This is a genomic window from Terriglobus roseus DSM 18391, assembly GCF_000265425.1.
Classification (GTDB): domain Bacteria; phylum Acidobacteriota; class Terriglobia; order Terriglobales; family Acidobacteriaceae; genus Terriglobus; species Terriglobus roseus.
On sequence record NC_018014.1, the window covers coordinates 4,911,043 to 4,928,252 of the forward strand.

The window sequence follows — 17,210 nt, forward strand, 5'->3', positions numbered from 1 at the left end:
GCAGCCCGTAACCGCGCAACTAGTCGAAGCGAATGCCGTCCCAGAGGCGCAGTTCGGCCTCGAAGGGCCGCTGCTCGACGGTGCTGGTGCCGTTGAAGAGCATGGTGGACCGTTTTTCCGGAGTCCACTTTGGCCACGCAGGCAAACCGGTGGCAGCAGGAGCTCGACCTTGGATGAAGGTGACCCAGGCATCATGCATCTGCCGGGAGAGGTTCTGTGCGGCCGGCGGCTCTTCTGCGGAGAGCTTCTGCCACACGAAGCCCAGGTCGTAGGAGTGGTAGCTTTCGCCCTTGTGCGGGCCGGCGACGGCCGTCTCGTCGAGACGATAGAACCAGGTGGAGCCACCGCCCTTGGCATGCGCCTGCGCCACGCGGATGCTGGGTACCCAGTACTCCTCGGCGGTCAGCGCCCGGATGTTGATGTCCGCGGGTGACATGTCGGGATAAATCTTGCGATAGCTGGCCAGGATCGCGTTGAACTGCGCCTCCGTGGTGTTGCCCAGGCGCTTTTGCGTGATGGGTTCCGCGGCGTGCTTGCCCAGATAGAGAGCGTTCTCGTCACGGTTGGTGCCGATCAGCAGTCGCTTGCCGCGGGTGTTGCCGGCGGCGATAGCAGGGACTGAGCGATGCGGTAGGAGCGCTCCGCCGGCCTCTGCCCGGAGTGGGAAGTTCGCCGGCCATACGTCCGTCATGGCAAGCTGCGCGGCGATGAGCGACTCTCCGCTGGCTGCCTGGATGCCTGCGGGCGTGCGGTCCTTCAACTGTGCTGCGAAGGCATCGGTCACGTGGGGTGCCGCCGTGGGTTCAAGGATGCGCTCCCCGCCACCGCTCTCGCTGATCATGCTCTGGAACAGCGGCTTTGCCTCTTCAATGCCCATGAGGGATCCGACCAGCTTGGCGCCGGCGGATTCGCCACCGATGGTCACGCGCGACGGATCGCCGCCGTACGCCCCAACGTGTTTCTTCACCCATTGCAGTGCGCACACCAGGTCTCGCAGGGCATTGTTTGCGCTATCTGCGTACTCGGCGCCAAGGAGCGGCGACCAATCCAGGAATCCGAAGACGCCCAGCCGATAGGCGACGGTGACAACCACGATTCCCTGCTTCGCGAAGACACCGCCGTCAAAGTCGTTCGGGCTGCCGCCGGTGAAGCCGCCGCCATGGATCCAGACGAAGACCGGGAACGTCTCCGCACCCGGCGTATTTGGATTGGGCGCGTAGACATTCAGGTACAGACAGTCTTCGCTGACGCCCTCGCGACCCGGCTGCATGGCCGGCGACGGCAGATGGCCGAGCGCTGGTGCCCTCTTACGCACAGGCACGGGAGCGCGAAAACGGAGTGGTCCCACGGGCGGCTGCGCGTACGGGATGCCGAGATGCTCGACAGTGCCGTCGCTTCGATGACGTCCTTCAGCACGGTCGGCGCGGGCGTTTCCACCGCGATCCTGTGCATGCAGAGCGGACGCTGCCAGCGTCATGCCTGCTGCCTGTAACCATTGCCGCCGTGTCCAGAGTTGTGTCCGCATCGCACCCACTTTACACGTGTAGCGTGTTGCATCCATCGGCTTACGGTCGGGCAGCGGATCCCGTGACGCAGACCTCGCGCAACGGACAACGGTTGCAATGGGCTTCACGCAGGGTGCAGACGCGCTGGCCGAGTTTCTTGACCAGGGTGTGGTGCTCGTCCATGGTGACGGCCGTCCAGTCGGCGGGTGCGAGGGGCACCAGGGCCGCCTCGACCTGCCGTGCCGTCGCATTAGCAGGCACGACGCCGAGACGGATGGCGATGCGCTGGTGATGGCCATCGATGGCGATCGCGCGTCGTCGAAGCGAAGAGAAGTTGACCACGGCCGCACTGGCCTTAACGCCGGCACCGGGCAGTTCTTCAATCCACGCGCGCACCTTGTCGGTACGGTACTTCCCAAGGAAGGCTAGTGATAACGTGCCGGCCCGTTCCGTGATGCGTTCGAGTGTTTGCTTCAACTGGACAGCTTTTCGATCGGGAAAGGTGGCCAACCGGAGCGTGTCTTCAATCTCTGGGATCGAGGCATCGCGCAGCCGCTCCCACCGCACCTCATCCCAACTGTTCGGGCCTGTCGGCCAGCCGCCGAAGCGGTCCCGCAGAGCGCGAATGGTCGCCTGCGACTCCGCGTCTTTCGTGCGGGATGAGCAGAGGGAATAGATGAGTTGCGTTAACGGATCCCATACCTCGCGCGGTTGCGGCGGACCGCCCCACCATGTAAGCAGGCGATCCTGGAGGTCCTGCAGGTCACGGAAGAGCAGGGTCGGTCCGGGACGCGAGACCGCATCGGGAAAGAGCGCGGCTTGTTGGGCCGGGGGCACGTTTCCTTAGACGCAGATGAGTCGGCAACGCGGGAGACCTAGTTGCTCCTGATCGTGACGCTGCCGTTGCCCGAGGTGAGGCGTAGCGATGGGCCGCCACCGTTGATGTTGCCGTGAAGGTGGTGTCGATCGCTGGTCGACTGGCTCATCATTGGAAGATCGCTGTGAAGAGAGCCGTTGCCGGTGGTGAGGTCCAGCTCTGCCTTCAGGTCGCGCGGCACCGTCAGATGCATGCCGCCGTGACCGGTAGTGGCACGGGAGCTGCTCGTCAACGTTGTGCCCGGCTCCAGGACGATGTTCATGCCGCCATTTCCCGAGCGCACCTCAAACTGTGAGAGCCGACCTTCTAACGTCATAGGGCCGTTGCCGCTGACAGCCATCAACGTTCCTTCGACGCGGCGCACCGTCAAGGCGCCATTACCGCTGGTGATGCGCAATGCTCCTGTGACATCCTCAACTCCGACGGATCCATTACCCGTCTTGACGTCCACGGATCCATGCACGCCGGTGAGTTGCAGGCCTCCGTTGCCAGATCTCAATTCGACGTCAGACTCAGTCGGGAGATCCACGAAGACCTCTGGTGATCGCCCCTGCCATCCCATGAAGAATCGCTCCTCGTCACGGCGCTTCATGGTGAAGTGGACGACGTTGCCACCCTGCATCTCCGTGAGGTGCCAGCGTGAGAGATCGTTTCCATGGGCATCGACATGGATGCGCACCGTACGGCAAGTCCCGCAGGTGCGCGTGATGACCGAGGCATTGTCGACACTGACCTGCACGGCAGCGCGACCGGAGACGTTGTAGGTCTTGTCCCAGTTGCTTTGTGCCGCGGCAGATACGGCAGTAATAAGGACGGCGACAGTAGCAAGGACGGACGAGTAGCGCATACGCGGAGTCTCCCACCGGCAGTTACGCAGGCGAGCCCCATTTTGTTCGCACTATCTTCCAACTCGCAATCAATATTCCTGCGATGCGATGAAGGTCGATGCGTTGCCGTCCGCAGGGTTCACGAAATGCACGTCATCCGGCGGGCGGCGCGGCGTGTCGATGGCGAGAAAGACAAACGGATGTTCGAGAATTTCAGGTGTTCCGTGGACGACGCGGACCTTGAAGTGGATAAGGTCGCCGGGCCCCACCTCGCGCACGGCGTCCTCAATCTGGATCCGGCCGCGGCCCTGCAACACGTACAGATACTCGTCGCAGGCGGTATGGAAGTGCAGCGGCGCCGGGCGGTAGACCCGGAAGATGCGGCAGCTGGCGGCGGCTTCGTCCGTCAGTCGAATGTCGCGCAGCATGGTCTCTGCGGTGGCTGGCAGCGTGGCGGCGAGTGCGGCGATGTCGAAAAACTGGCCCTGGCTCATGCGTTCCATGATGCACTGGCGGACGCATCTGCGGAATTAGCACAAGAAATCTCTGGACTTTGTGAATGTTCCTTATAAACTCGGTCTCACACGATGCCTACTCCCCTGCTGACCCAGAGCACGCCTGCTTCCGGCGAGCCGCCCGCACCCGAGGCGGCCCGGCCGACTCATCTGCGTGAGGCAAACTGCCGCGCGTTGCTGCGTCTGCTGCGCAAGAGCAGTCCCTGCTCCAAGGCAGATCTGGTTCGAAGCTCGGGACTTTCTGCGCCGACGGTCGCGGCTGCCATCGCTCAGCTTGCGGAATGCGGCCTGGTCGAGCCGATCGGTGAAGGCAAGTCTTCGGGCGGACGGCCGCCGGATCTGCTGCAGTTCAACGCCTCGCACGCGTATGTTGCGGGTGCAGACATTGGCGGAACCTACTTGCGCATGATGCTGGCGGACCTGCACGGCCAGACCGTCGCAACGTGGGAGGCACGCCTGGGCGCAGGCCGCAAGACTCCCAGTGCTGTGGTTTCGCTCTTGCGTGAAGGCCTGAAAGCGATGGCGGAGAGCGCAAACGCCGTCGGCCGCGTGCGTCACATCACCGTTGGTGCGCCGGGCATCACCGATGTCCGCAATGGTGTGGTGAAGGCCGCGCCCAATCTGCAGGACTGGAACGACGTCCCCCTGCAGTCCCTGCTTGAGAGTGGCCTGGGTATTGACGCGACCGTGGAGAACGATGTGAACCTGGCCGCCGTGGGCGAGCGTGCGCGCGGCATTGCGCATGATGCCCGCGACTTTGTTTTTATCGCCATGGGAACGGGTGTGGGTGCAGGGATCTATGTGGAGGGCTCACTGCACCATGGAGCAACATGGTCCGCGGGCGAGATCGGGTATCTGCCCGTTGCCGGCATGCCTCGCGAGACGATGCGGCTGGAGCAGACCGGTCAACTGGAGCGGGTGATCGGTGGTGCCGGCATTGAAGATGCCTGGAGCGAGGCGCTGCAGCGCGAAGGGATCATCGAGGGACCGCTGCCGAAGCTGCGCGCGTCACAGATCTTCGACCTGGCGGGCGAGCCGACAGCGGACAGCCATCAACTCGCGATGGAGATCGTCGGCACGACGGCACGCATTCTTGCGGATGCCATCGGCATCCTGGGGCTACTGTATGACCCAAAGCTGGTGGTGCTGGGCGGCGGTGTCGGGTCGCACGGGGTGCTGCGCGCGACAACCGAAATATTTCTGCAGGAGAACGAGCTTGCGCAGCCGCTGCTGCGAACCTCAAGCCTGGGCAAGCAGGCCCAGTTGTTCGGCGCGATTTCATTGTCACTGGCGGCCATCGAGGCCGGCCTTCTCTGTTGATGCCCCACGGTACCAAGACGGCAGACGGCAAGAGCGAGCGGGGCGACACGATCCCAAGGTAAGACAGCCAGCCGTCGCCATATGAAGTGACTTTTACAAGTACTCAATACATTCGGAGGCAGTTGATGTCGAGAATCTCCCGCACGGTGGTTACTTCCGCGTTGATGCTGTCGGCTCTTCCCGCGGCATTGGCTCAACAGTCTGTCAACGGCACCATCCGTGGCCGCGCGCTGGATCCCAGCGGCGCCGCCATTCCTAACGCAACGGTCACTGTCACGAACCCTGCCGTCGGCTTTACGAAGACGGTAACGACTGGCGGCAACGGGCTCTACGTGCTTCCTAATCTGCCACTGGGCGAATACACCGTTCAATTTGTGGCGCCAAGCTTTTCCACCCTGACGGTGAAGAGCGTTGTCTTGAATGCCGGATCAGAAGCCTCTATCGATGGCGAGATGGTGCTGGGTGAAGTTGGATCATCGGTAAGCGTGGTTGCGGACAATGTCAGCATCGATCCCACCAATCTGAATATTCAACGCACACTGGACTCGCGCGAAGTCGAGAACCTGCCGCTGACATCGCGCAATCCTTATAACTTCATCATCTTCCAGCCGGGCGTGTCGGGCCACCCGAATGCCGAGCTTGGTATTCCTCGCACCATCAATACAAACGGTCTGCTGGACCGCATTAACTACCAGATGGACGGCATGCTCAATACGGAGTCGGATCGTATCGGTCTGCGCTTCTTTCCGGTCGGCACCATTTTCGTGAAGGAAGTGCAGGAGGTCGCGAATTCCTTCGCGCCTGAGTATGGATGGACGACGGGTAATGTTTACAACGTCATCTCAAACAACGGCACCAACGCGTATCACGGCATGTTCCAGTTTGTGCAGCGCTGGGTGGACGCGACAGCGTATCCGCTGCTGAGCACCACGGGGTCTGCGAAGCCGAATCTTGAACTGCGTGACTATTCCGGCAACCTGGGCGGACGCATCATCAAGGACAAGCTGTTCTTCTTCGGATCGTACGAGCAGGTGAAGCGCGGCAGCCCGTCGCCCGTCACCGTCTCCCAGGCGAACATTAATGCGCTCGGCATTCCAGCAGAACAGCTGCAGGCGGCGCCCGGACTACTCAACGGTAAGTTCGCCCTTGGACGTCTTGACTGGACCATCAACAAGAAGAACCAGGCGATGATCCGCTACAACTACTTCGTCAACGACTTCCCATACAACACGCAGGTCGGCGGTATCAATCTGCGGTCGACGGGTGCAAACTTCAAGGATCGCGCGCATGTCTTCGGCGGCCAGTTGATCACAACCGTGAGCGACCATCTGCTGAATGAGTTCCGTATCTCGCTTCCGTTGCGTTCGAGTGTCACATCGGCAGCGACTCCCACCAATGCTCCCACAGTTACGATTACAAACGTCGTTACGATGGGTGCGTCGTCCTCTGGTGGAACCACTTATTATGAGCACTCGCCCAATGGATCCGAGAACATTTCTTATACTCGCGGAGCTCATTCCTTGAAGGCAGGCTTCACTCTTGCGGCGCTTCAGCAGCGGCAGCGTTTGGCAAGCTTCAACACCTACACATTCGCCTCGATCGCTGCATATCAGCAAGCAGTGAGCGGAGTAAATCCGCGGTCCTATAACCAATTCAGTTCGCAGACCGACACGACGGGCATCGGGTATGCGTCGCTCTTCTACGGTGGCTACGCGCAGGATACCTGGCAGGTAGCGCCGCGATTGGTCGTTGTGGGTGGGTTGCGGTATGACCGCTTCCAGTCGCCCAATGCGAACCCGAACGCGCCGGTTGCGGACTCCCGCACGTTCCGCGTGCCGGCCGGTAACTTCGCTCCCCGTCTCGGCTTCTCGTTCAAGGCGACAGACAAGACTGTCTTCAAGGCATCGGCCGGTATCTTCTATCAGCAGACGCCGACTAACCTTTGGTTTAATGCCCTCAACTCCGACGGCTCCAACCGCATCAACAGCTACACCTTCCAGCCCACGCAGACGGGTGCTCCGGCCTACCCGAACATCCCGAGCGCAACCGGCGTCGTGGCAGCGCAGAACGTGCTGACCGTCTCACCGAAGATCAAGAACGAGTACACGTGGAACTTCAACACGCAGCTCACGCAGCAGCTCGGTTCGCGCAGTTCGTTCACCGTGGGCTACATCCTTTCCAATGGCCGCAACCTGATGTACCTGCACAACATCAACCTCCAGAACCCAGTGGGTTCGCTGGCAGATGGACGGCCGGTATTTAACCCGAACCTGGCGTCTACAAAAATCGACACGCGCTTCAACCAGATCAATCGCGTGGAGTCCGGTGCGAACAGCAGCTTCAACGCGTTGGTGCTGAACTACTCGATGTCGCCGATCCACGGACTGCAGTTCAACGCGAACTACACCTGGTCCCACACGATCACGGACGCTCCGGAGGTCAACACCTTCGAGCAGAACACCACGGTTATGGACACCACTAACTACCGCCGCGACCGTGGCAACTCACTCGTTAATCGTCCGAGCGCTTTCAACATGACCGCAGTGCTTGAGCCGACCTTCCACTATGGCAATGGCTTCCTGAACACCGTTGCCAACGGCAATCGCTTTGCGATCCTGGCGAATCTGTCTTCGGGAGACCAGGCTAACCTAACCACATCTACCGGGACACTGAACGGCGATTCGTTTGCCGCCAGCGTTCAGCGCCCGGCCTTTGTCGGTCGCAATACGTTCCGTTCGCCGAACATCTACCAGTTCGACGCGCGCTACACCCGGACCTTTGGCAAGTACTGGGATCGTCTGGAGCCGTCGTTCCTGCTGGAGGCGAACAACGTCTTCAATCACCGGAACATCACCGGGCTGACAGTGACCCAGGCGACCACGCCATACAACTTCACGCTTTCACCAGCCGCCAACGCCAACGCCGGAGTCGCGACGGGTGCGATCACCACCGTTCCTAGCACGGTGCTGGAAGCACGTATTGTGCAGTGGGGCTTTGCAGTCCGCTTCTAACGGAAACGCAACCGGGGACGGCACATGTGGCCGTCCCCGGTTGCTGTTTTGAGTTATCACTCCTTGGAGAAATGCGTGCGATCGAACGACAAAGCCGGCAACCACGAATACGCGGCGACCGGATCGAAGTTTCCGGCAGATGTTTATCGCGACACCGTGCTCGCACACGTCTTCGCCGATGCGCAGCGCCTCTTCCTTCCGTCACTCATTGAATGCGATCTGGCGCATGTGCTGATGCTGGCGAAGCAGGGCATCTTGTCGCAGGACAGTGCATCGGCATGTCTTCGCGCGATCCTTTCGCTTGACCTTGATGCCATTCGATCCGTGCCTTATGACGGCTCTGTCGAAGACCTCTTTTTCTACGTTGAGCAGAAGCTTGCGGAGGCTGCAGGCGCGGACAACGCCGGCCGCATCCACACAGCGCGTTCGCGTAACGATCTCGATCTGACGATGTACCGCATGACGCTGCGGCAGCGCCTGCTGGATCTGCTTGGCAGCGCGATAACTTTGCGCCGCACCCTGCTGGAGATTGCAACAAGGTACAGCGAGGCAATCATGCCCGCCTATACGCACAACCAGCCTGCGCAGCCCACGACGCTGGGTCACTTCCTGATGGCTTACATCGAGGTGATGGAGCGCGATGCAGAGCGCATCATCGGCTGCTATGCGCGTGTGAATCGCTCACCGTTGGGTGCGTGCGCGATTACAACGACTGGCTTCCCCATTGACCGCGCCATGACAGCAGAGGCGCTAGGTTTCCGAGGCCTTGTTACTAATTCCTACGGTGCGATTGCTTCCGTCGACTACGTCGCCGAGGCATGCGGTGTGGTTGCTGCAGCGATGTTATCCATGGGCCGCTTCGCGCAGGAGATGCTGTTGTGGTCTACCGCAGAGTTTGGCTACCTGCGGCTGTCAGAGGGCTACGTGCAGATCAGCAGCATCATGCCACAGAAGCGCAACCCTGTGCCGTTGGAGCACACGCGCATCCTTGCATCGCGTGCGTTGACTGAGGCGCAATCTGTTCTCGGATCGTTGCACAATACCCCCTTCACCGATATGAATGACGGCGAAGATTCCCTGCAGCCGTTAGTCGCGCTTGCCTTTGCCGACGCAGTGCGATCGACCACGCTACTGGCCGGCGCGTTGTCCGAGGCGACCTTTAATGTTCAACGGATGCGCGAGCGGGCCGGTACAAGCTTTCTCACGGTAACGGAACTGGCGGATACGCTGGTGCGATCGACCGGTATGTCTTTCCATGATGCACATAGCATCGTCTCGCTCGCCGTCCGGGACGCAGCCTCCGACGACAACGAAGCACTTGCGAAGGACGTGCATCGGCAACTGCTCGCAGGTGGCTTCGATGTCCCGTTTGAAACGATTCAAACCGCGTTACAGCCTGCACACTTCATCGAGGTGCGAGGCATCGCGGGAGGTCCTGCGAAGTCTGCGCTTGATCCTGAGTTGCAACGCGCTGCAACTCAACTGCAGCGTGATCATGATTGGCTTCGTGCCGAACGTGAGTATCTGACTACGAAGCACCTGGACTTGTTGAAGGCCGCGCAGTCGCACCTGATCTAGCGACTGCGCGTGACCCTACGAGATCGGGTGTGGTCGCGGCGTGTACTGTGTCAGCCCCATTGACCACTTCAATGCTTCCAGGTACATCGTCTGTACCTCTGGCTTATCCCACGCTGCAACGGGGTGACCGAAGGTGGAGTAGAAGACATTGCCCTTGCCATACTGCTTTACCCAGGCAACGGGAAAGTCTCCGTCGGTGCGATGCAGGTCCTTCACCTTCATGTCGAGCTTTGACGCATCAAGCCGTGCCAGCACATCGACGTCCTTACGGGAGTAAGGCTTATCGGTCGCGACGTAGATTTCGTCCTGGATATAAAACTCCCTCGGAAACTGCTTGAAGCCCGGGAAGGTCGGCTGCTCAACGATGACGGGAGCCTTGAAGACACCCCACGGGTGGTTATCGAAGTAAGCGCCAAGCATCTGACCATACTCCGGCCATGAGAAGAACGCATCAATGGCGGAGTGCGCGCCGACGAAGCCCTTGCCGTCATCGTGGATAAATGACAGCAGGTCACGCTTCTGGTCATCGCGCAGCTCCTCTTCGCCCAGGCCATAGAAGAAGATCGCGTCGAAATCGTTGAGGTTCTTCGCATTCGATCGGCGCTCGCCTCCGGGGCCGTACTTGCCTATTCCGTATACGGGGGACTTGGTGATCAGTTGGGTGTCCGTCCGGATATAAGTCTCAAAGAGGCCGGTCGAGGTACCAAGGCGCTCAATAGTGGCCAGTGCATGCGATACCGAATCATGCTGATAGGCCGTATGAACATCGCCGATCGCGAGTACTCGGCGAGGTCTTGGCGCTGTCTGCGCAAGCGCGGCCTGCGGCGCCACCGCGGCAGCGGCAGTAACAACGCTCAGACTCTTCAGAAAACTGCGTCGCGTGCGTGCTTCCATGCCGATATCCCTCATCCTTCTTCCACCCATCCTTTGTAAGCCGGCGTTTCTTTTGCTCTCACCAACCTTGAAAGCACCACCGGATTCTGTTCACAAACGAGCGCCCTGCCAATGGCCTCAGTAATCGTTACAGCTGTGTAGACGCCGCGCGTGATCTTGGTTATAGTTCGTTCTATACACTAACTATCTTTCAGACGAAGACGATCTGGACGACGCATATCTGCCCTGCACCGACACATCCTTTCTGTCGGTTCCGCGGCTTTCTTTGTCCGGGCATCCTGCCTGGCGCGTTCCTCTCTGCAGCAAAAGTCCCCCGTACCTGCACATCGCAGCATCGCAGCAAAATCAGTCAGCACTTCAAGAAGCTCTCTTTTCAGTCGCACCCAGCCTACTAAAGTATTCACTTTGTTTGAGCGAGGTTCCTGCACGATGAAGATGCTCCGCCTTGTTGTCCCTGTCGTTCTCCTCTCAGCCGCGTCCGCGATGGCGCAACAGACTGGCCTGACCGGCAAAGTGACCGATGCCAGCGGTGCCGTAATTGCGGGCGCCACCGTGGATGTGAAGCAGGCTGGCGCCTCCACCTTTCACACCCGATCCAATGGGGACGGATCCTGGACTTTGCCCTCGCTGCCTGCTGGGGATTATCTGGTTACCGTTACCTCCTCTGGTTTCTCGACGATGGAGACGAAGATCAGCGTGCTGGTGGGCCAGACGCCCAGTGTGGACAGTGTATTGCCCGCTGCGGGTGGTTCAACATCCGTGGTGGTAACGGCAGAGGCCGTGGCGATCGACACGACTTCTTCTGCAGTCGCAGGCAACATCACGCCGCAAGAAGTACAGGGCGTTCCGATCAACGGCCGCAACTATATGTCGCTGGCCACGCTGGTTCCCGGTGTTCGCATCAACGCGATTACGGCAGACGTTCCAGTCGGTTCGGCCTCCGAGTCGGGTAAGTTTCAGATCACGATGGACGGTCTTCAGGTCTCGCAGGATACGGCCGGTTCGTCCTTTGGACAGCCGCGATTCTCGCAGGATGCAATCGCACAGTTTCAGATCATCACCAATCGTTTTGACGCGACGCTCGGGCGCTCCGCCGGTGTGTATGTGAATTCGCAGTCGAAGAGCGGCACCAACACACTGCATGGCGGCCTCTTCGGATACTTCCGCAACGACGCGCTGAACGCTGCCGATCCAATCTCAAAAACCGTCCTACCCTTCAGCGATCAGCAGTTTGGCGGAACCCTGGGCGGCAAGATTAAAACAAACAAGCTCTGGTACTTCGGTTCGTACGAGGGGGAACGGCAGCCGTCTACTTCGACAAGCACACCTCTGACGACGAATACGGTATTTACAAATCCAGGCCTGCTCCGCCTGAATGAATACCTGGGACGCGGCGACTATCAGATCAACGACAAGAATCACATCCTGCTGCGAGGCGATGGCTTTACTTACAACAGTAACTATCTCGGCGTGACCGGCAGCGCCGATCCCTCCCGCGCGTATCAGGGAACGCGCACCAGCTATGGATTTACGGCGGATTGGAACAGCAACATCTCCTCGTCGCTGGTGAATGACCTGCGCGTGGGTTACCACCACTTCGGCTGGCAGAACCTGCCCTTCTTCCTCAGCATGGAACTGATTCTGCCGACTTCTACGATTGGTGGTCCCTATAACTATCCACAGATCTTCTCGCAGGACACACAACAGTATCGCGACGATATTTTCTGGTTGAAGGGTAAGCATTCGATCAAGGCCGGTGCGGAATACATCTACACAGCGCACGGCGGTTTCTTTCAACAGAACGTCCGTGGCCGCGTCTCCGCCTGCAGCAGCTCGAAGACGCTGGTTTCCACGCCAAATATCAATAGCGCGACGCAGACCAGTTACAACATCCTGTTCCCAACCGGCACGACAGACTTTGCGAACTGGAATCTCTCGGCCATCAGTAACTACTGCAACACCGGCCTGACTTACATCCAGGGTTTCGGTAACTTCACCGTTGATGTGCCGCGTTCGATCCTTGGCATATGGCTGCAAGACGACTGGAAAGTCATGTCGCGGCTGACGCTCAATTTAGGTCTGCGCTTCGATGACGATCTCGGGGCCTTCACAGGCGGACCGAAGTTGAACAATGGCTTGCTGGTACCGAAGGGCAATGACAACAACAACATCTCGCCACGTATCGGCTTTGCGTACGACGTCATGGGCGACGGTAAGACGTCAGTGCGCGGCGGCGCTGGCATCTACTTTGCGGATGTTTCGGCCAATCAAATCATCGATCAGCAGATCTTCAACGGCGTCTCCACCATTCAAGCTTCAGTTACAGGCACGAACGGTTCCGTCAATCTGGCGAACCCATTCGGCGGCGGTAATCCCGCAGCGAACCCCGCTGCCTACACCCAGGCAGTGCAGCCATTGGCGCAGGATGCCAAGGTCCCATACGCATTGCAGGCCTCCTTCGGAGTGCAGCGGGAACTGCCCGGCAGGATCATGATGAATGCCGACCTGGTGCATACGCGTACCTATCACGACTGGGTTCGCGCGCAGGGCAATCTGCTGGTGGATCCTGCCAACCCGCAGCGCGCGCTAAATGCGAACGCTGCCATGACCGCCACCAATGTCGCTGCAGGCCTGAACTGCGGTAATGGTTCGGTCGCTCTGCAGACACCGACCGCATTCAGTGCCGCGACGAAACTGGTGTGCAACCAGGCCTTCACCAACGTCCAGCAGTTCTTCACGCCGGCGGGCGCTGGCTCTGTTTATGACGCGCTACAGCTTGGTCTTCACAAGTCCGTCGCGAAGTATTCTGCAGGCATCGCGTATACGTGGGGACGCACAAAGAACTCGACCGAGGGACCGTTCTACTACCCGAACAAACCCTTCCTGAAAGACATCAAGAGTGAGTGGGCGAATGGCACCGACGACCAGCGACATTCGCTGACCGTAAACGGCGAGTACAAGTTCCCGCTGGGACTTTCACTCTCTGGCCTGTATCGCTTTGGTTCGGGCCTGGCGTATGCCACTTCGACGGGCGGATCGAACTCGTTTGGATATGCCCCATCGTTCAATCGCACGCTAGCCAACGGTGCCATCCCAATCGCGGCTGGTACCACTTGCCCGACCGGCAGCACGTGCTTTAGCACGTACGCACCGGTGAGTAAGTTCAAGCTGGATACGGGCATCGGTAACTACGTAATGGATCGCAACACCTTCCGCGGCATTGCTTATCACCGTGCGGATGCCCGCCTGCAAGAGACATTCCCGATCCACGAACGCTATAAGGCAATCGTTGCGGTCGAGGCATTCAACCTATTCAATCACTCCAACTACAGTGCCTACCAAACAACCGCCAACAACCTTCGCTATGGTCTACCGACGACGGCAGGTGGCGGTGGCGTGCTGGAATACGCTGCACGTCAACTGCAGTTCCTGGTTCGCTTCCAGTTCTAACGGCCCCGCCTTGCCCTACACTTGGCGGCACGCAGCTTTCTTCGCTGCGTGCCGTCAACGTCTTCCGGTCACCCTGATCCAGGTTCCACAGAAGCCACTGAAGGAGCACGCCGCGTAATGTCCTCTGTCCTGAAAAGCTCTGTCGCAAGCCTTGCGCTTGCCGCCGTCTCCACTGCCGGGCTGCATGCGGCTCCCGTGAAGCCCTCGTCCAAATCTTCTGCCGCCAGCATCACCATTCACGAGGCTACGAACGCGCAAGTGACTGTTTCGCCCGATGGCAAGACCATCCTCGCTGATTTCCAGGGGCTGATCTATTCCCTGCCCATGAGCGGCGGCCCTGCGAAGCGGCTGACAGAAGTAGTTCAGGAGGCTTCTCATCCGGACTGGTCGAAGACCGGCGACATCGTCGCGCTGCAGTGCTACGCGGGCGGCACCTTTCACATCTGGACGATGAAACCCGACGGCACGGGGATGAAGCAGGTAACGTTCGGCCATGGTGATGATCGCGAGCCGCGCATCAGTCCCGATGGCAAGACCATCGTTTTCGCCAGTGACCGCGCATTCAAAACAGGTGCCGATGGGTCGTCACAGGGTTCGTACGACATCTGGACCGTGTCCATCACGGGCGGCGAGCCTACACAACTTACGAAGAGTGATGCCGACGAGTTTGGCCCATCTTGGTCGCCCGATGGCATGAAGATCGCGTTTGTCAGTGGCACTGGGATTACAGCGACATCGATCCACACTATCGACGTTGCGAGCGGCAAGCAGACGGAACTGCTGAAGGTCGGCGGTGCGAATCGTGTCGAGGCACCGTCCTGGTCACCGGATGCGAAGCACCTGGCCTATGTTGAGTTTGAAGCGACCGACGCGCGTACTGTCAATGCCGGCGTGCTCAAGATTGTCGGCGCCGACGGTAAGGGGACGCCGACCGTTGCAAAGTCAACCGATGTCTTCCCCTTCCCTGCTGTGTGGCTTTCGCCGACGCAGTTGGTGTACACGGGCAGCGGCCATATTGTGAAGATGGATATCAGCAGCGGCAGCGAATCGGCAATCTCGTTCACGGCAGCCATTCCGTATCAGCCACATGGGTTTCCGCACAAGGTGCACAACTTCGACTCGGCTGTTGCAAAGCAGGTGAAGGGGATCTACGCGCCCGCACTATCGCCGGATGGCAAGAGCCTTGCCTTTGTCGCGCTAAATCAGCTATACGTCATGCCAATTGGCGGTGTGCCGAAGGCGATCACCAATGACACCTTCTACAAGCAGGGTCCAACGTGGAGTCCGGATGGATCGAAACTCGCATACATCAGCGATCGCGATGGCATTGAAAATGTCTATCTGCACGGTATGGGCGATTCGTCCGACGCGAACGACAAGCGCGTTGCACCGCAGCCAACCGCGCAGATCATGCCGGCATGGTCACCCGATGGCAAATCGCTGGCGTTCCAGGATCAGACTGGCGCGACGCTGCTTGCGGACGTTGCCAGCGGCTCTCTGAAGACGCTGGCGGCATCAACCTTCTTCCCAGGCCGTGCGTCCTTCTCGCCGAACGGCAAGACCGTCGCCATCGCAACCATTCGGCCGTACACGAAGCGTTTCCGCGAAGGCACCAGCGCCATCCTTACCGTGGACCTGGCAACGCTAAAGCAACACTGGTTTGATCCTGCGCCCTTTGAGTCGGTGACGACACGGACGGAAGATGGCCCGACCTACACGCCCGATGGGAAGGAGATGATCTTCGTCCTGAGCGATCTGCTGTACTCCATGCCCGTCGACGGCGACGGACATCCCGCAGGAAAAGCTGTGAAGCTGAATGACGAGACAACTGACGCCCCATCGATCAGCGCGGACTCGAAGACGATCCTGTATCTGAACAATGGCAAGCTGAAGCTAATGGACCGCGCAACTGGCAAGATCACTCCGGTCGCCATGCCGCTGACGTACACGACTGCCAAGCCAACGCAGAAGCTGCTGATCCACGCCGGCAAAGTCTGGCAAGGGACGGGACCGGGCGTGCTGACGGATGTCGACATCGTCATCACGGACAATCGCATCACCAGCGTTGGTCCGCATAAGAGCACACCACCTGCAGGCATTACACGCACCATTGAAGCACCGGACAGCACCGTGATGCCGGGTCTATGGGAGAACCACGCGCACCCCGACAGCGACAACGGTATTTACTACGGCGCACGCATGGGCCGGCTTTGGCTGAGCTACGGCGTCACCACGACACGCGGCATTGCAGACAACGCCTACCGGAGCGTGGAACACAACGAAAGCTACCGCGCTGGCGCTGCCGTTGGACCGCGTACCTTCTCTACCGGCGAAGCTGTGGACGGCGAGCGCGTGTACTACCCCATGATGATTGCGACGACCAGCGAGGCGCAGTTGCAGCGCGAGTTCCTTCGGCTGAAAGCTCTCGACTTCGACATGGTGAAGCTTTATGTCCGGCTCCCGTTTGCGTGGGCAAAAAAGGGCATCGACTTCGCCCACACGCAGATGGGTGTAGACACGGCCAGCCACTATCTACTGCCAGCCGTGGCTCTCGGCGAAGATGGCATGTCGCATCTCTCCGCTACTTCCCGTTTCGGATGGGCGTATTCGCGTTCGCTCACGGGTCACTCGTATGACGACGTGCAGACGTTGCTGGCAAAGAGTGGCATGTGGACTATCTCAACCACTTTTGCGCAGGCGCAGTATGCCGAAGACCCAGCGATGCCCAACGATCCTCGCCAGGGCGTTGCGCCGCCATGGGAGCATGCGCGTGTCGTCACCGCATTCAACACGGCAAAGGCCAACGATCAGAAGTCTGCCTACATCCATCTCCGCGATGAAGAGTCGACCGTCGCAAACGACTTCCACACCGGAGGCATCGTCCTCGCGGGAACGGATTCGCCCCTCGACATCCCGGCGACCAGCCTTCACCTGAACCTGCGCGCGCAGGTGAAGTACGGCGGCATGAAGCCGTGGGAGGCGCTGACCACCGCGACGTCCATGGCCGCGAAGGCCTACGGCTACGGCAAGGACCTGGGCACGCTGGAGACGGGTAAGCTAGCCGATCTGATCATCGTGGGCGGTGATCCGCTTACGGCCATCGACGACGTCGCTAAGGTGCAGTGCGTCGCAGTGAACGGCAGGCTGCAGAGCGTCGATGAGATTGCCGCGCCTTTCGCAAAAGATGTTCCGAAGAATAACGTCTGTTCAAAGTAAGCGGGACGTGGGTGCAA

Annotated in this window: 10 protein-coding genes; 5 read left to right on the plus strand and 5 right to left on the minus strand. The window is 59.8% G+C overall.

The annotated features are described in order from the left end of the window. Positions 1 to 19 precede the first annotated feature (19 nt). The 4 genes from TERRO_RS20375 to TERRO_RS20390 all read right to left on the minus strand — a co-directional run bounded on the left by TERRO_RS20375 (position 20) and on the right by TERRO_RS20390 (position 3,703). Positions 20 to 1,525: a carboxylesterase/lipase family protein gene (locus TERRO_RS20375; protein ID WP_157178472.1), complete on the minus strand. Its 1,506-nt coding sequence runs from the start codon at positions 1,523 to 1,525 to the stop codon at positions 20 to 22. Between the two features lie 40 nt (positions 1,526 to 1,565). Further along, entirely contained in the window at positions 1,566 to 2,342 is a 777-nt protein-coding gene (locus TERRO_RS20380; protein WP_014787609.1) for an endonuclease III domain-containing protein, read from the minus strand. A gap of 38 nt (positions 2,343 to 2,380) precedes the next feature. Then, positions 2,381 to 3,229, minus strand: a complete 849-nt coding sequence (locus tag TERRO_RS20385; protein ID WP_014787610.1) for a DUF4097 family beta strand repeat-containing protein — start codon at positions 3,227 to 3,229, stop codon at positions 2,381 to 2,383. Between the two features lie 69 nt (positions 3,230 to 3,298). Further along, a complete protein-coding gene (locus tag TERRO_RS20390) occupies positions 3,299 to 3,703 on the minus strand; it encodes a cupin domain-containing protein (RefSeq protein WP_245536156.1) in 405 nt (134 codons plus the stop codon). A 93-nt stretch (positions 3,704 to 3,796) separates the two neighbouring features. On the opposite strand from TERRO_RS20390, the gene TERRO_RS20395 reads away from it, so the two are divergent. The 3 genes from TERRO_RS20395 (at position 3,797) to argH (ending at position 9,633) form a co-directional block, all read left to right on the plus strand. Then, the gene (locus tag TERRO_RS20395; RefSeq protein WP_014787612.1) at positions 3,797 to 5,044 is read left to right on the plus strand and encodes an ROK family transcriptional regulator; all 1,248 of its coding nucleotides are present in this window, start codon (positions 3,797 to 3,799) and stop codon (positions 5,042 to 5,044) included. Positions 5,045 to 5,169: 125 nt separating this feature from the next. Next, the gene (locus tag TERRO_RS20400; RefSeq protein WP_014787613.1) at positions 5,170 to 8,055 is read left to right on the plus strand and encodes a TonB-dependent receptor; all 2,886 of its coding nucleotides are present in this window, start codon (positions 5,170 to 5,172) and stop codon (positions 8,053 to 8,055) included. 75 nt (positions 8,056 to 8,130) lie between these two features. After that, positions 8,131 to 9,633 (plus strand): argininosuccinate lyase, encoded by a 1,503-nt coding sequence (argH, locus tag TERRO_RS20405; protein WP_245536157.1) that lies wholly within the window; start codon positions 8,131 to 8,133, stop codon positions 9,631 to 9,633. 15 nt (positions 9,634 to 9,648) lie between these two features. Here the strand turns inward: argH and TERRO_RS20410 are convergent, their stop codons facing one another. Beyond that, positions 9,649 to 10,527, minus strand: coding sequence for a ThuA domain-containing protein (locus tag TERRO_RS20410; RefSeq protein WP_014787615.1), 879 nt, complete (start codon positions 10,525 to 10,527; stop codon positions 9,649 to 9,651). Between the two features lie 435 nt (positions 10,528 to 10,962). On the opposite strand from TERRO_RS20410, the gene TERRO_RS20415 reads away from it, so the two are divergent. Further along, a complete protein-coding gene (locus tag TERRO_RS20415; protein WP_157178474.1) occupies positions 10,963 to 13,977 on the plus strand; it encodes a TonB-dependent receptor in 3,015 nt (1,004 codons plus the stop codon). 117 nt (positions 13,978 to 14,094) lie between these two features. Continuing rightward, positions 14,095 to 17,193 carry an amidohydrolase family protein gene (locus tag TERRO_RS20420; RefSeq protein ID WP_014787617.1) on the plus strand — a complete coding sequence of 1,033 codons (3,099 nt, stop codon included), beginning with the start codon at positions 14,095 to 14,097 and terminating at the stop codon, positions 17,191 to 17,193. The last annotated feature ends 17 nt before the right edge of the window (positions 17,194 to 17,210 follow it).

Coding starts and splice junctions, on each gene's coding strand:
- TERRO_RS20375 (WP_157178472.1), bottom strand. CDS start 1,525: ATGCGGACACAACTCTGGACACGGCGGCAATGGTTACAGGCAGCAGGC.
- TERRO_RS20385 (WP_014787610.1), bottom strand. CDS start 3,229: ATGCGCTACTCGTCCGTCCTTGCTACTGTCGCCGTCCTTATTACTGCC.
- TERRO_RS20420 (WP_014787617.1), top strand. CDS start 14,095: ATGTCCTCTGTCCTGAAAAGCTCTGTCGCAAGCCTTGCGCTTGCCGCC.
- TERRO_RS20390 (WP_245536156.1), bottom strand. CDS start 3,703: ATGAGCCAGGGCCAGTTTTTCGACATCGCCGCACTCGCCGCCACGCTG.
- TERRO_RS20395 (WP_014787612.1), top strand. CDS start 3,797: ATGCCTACTCCCCTGCTGACCCAGAGCACGCCTGCTTCCGGCGAGCCG.
- TERRO_RS20415 (WP_157178474.1), top strand. CDS start 10,963: ATGCTCCGCCTTGTTGTCCCTGTCGTTCTCCTCTCAGCCGCGTCCGCG.
- TERRO_RS20400 (WP_014787613.1), top strand. CDS start 5,170: ATGTCGAGAATCTCCCGCACGGTGGTTACTTCCGCGTTGATGCTGTCG.
- TERRO_RS20410 (WP_014787615.1), bottom strand. CDS start 10,527: ATGGAAGCACGCACGCGACGCAGTTTTCTGAAGAGTCTGAGCGTTGTT.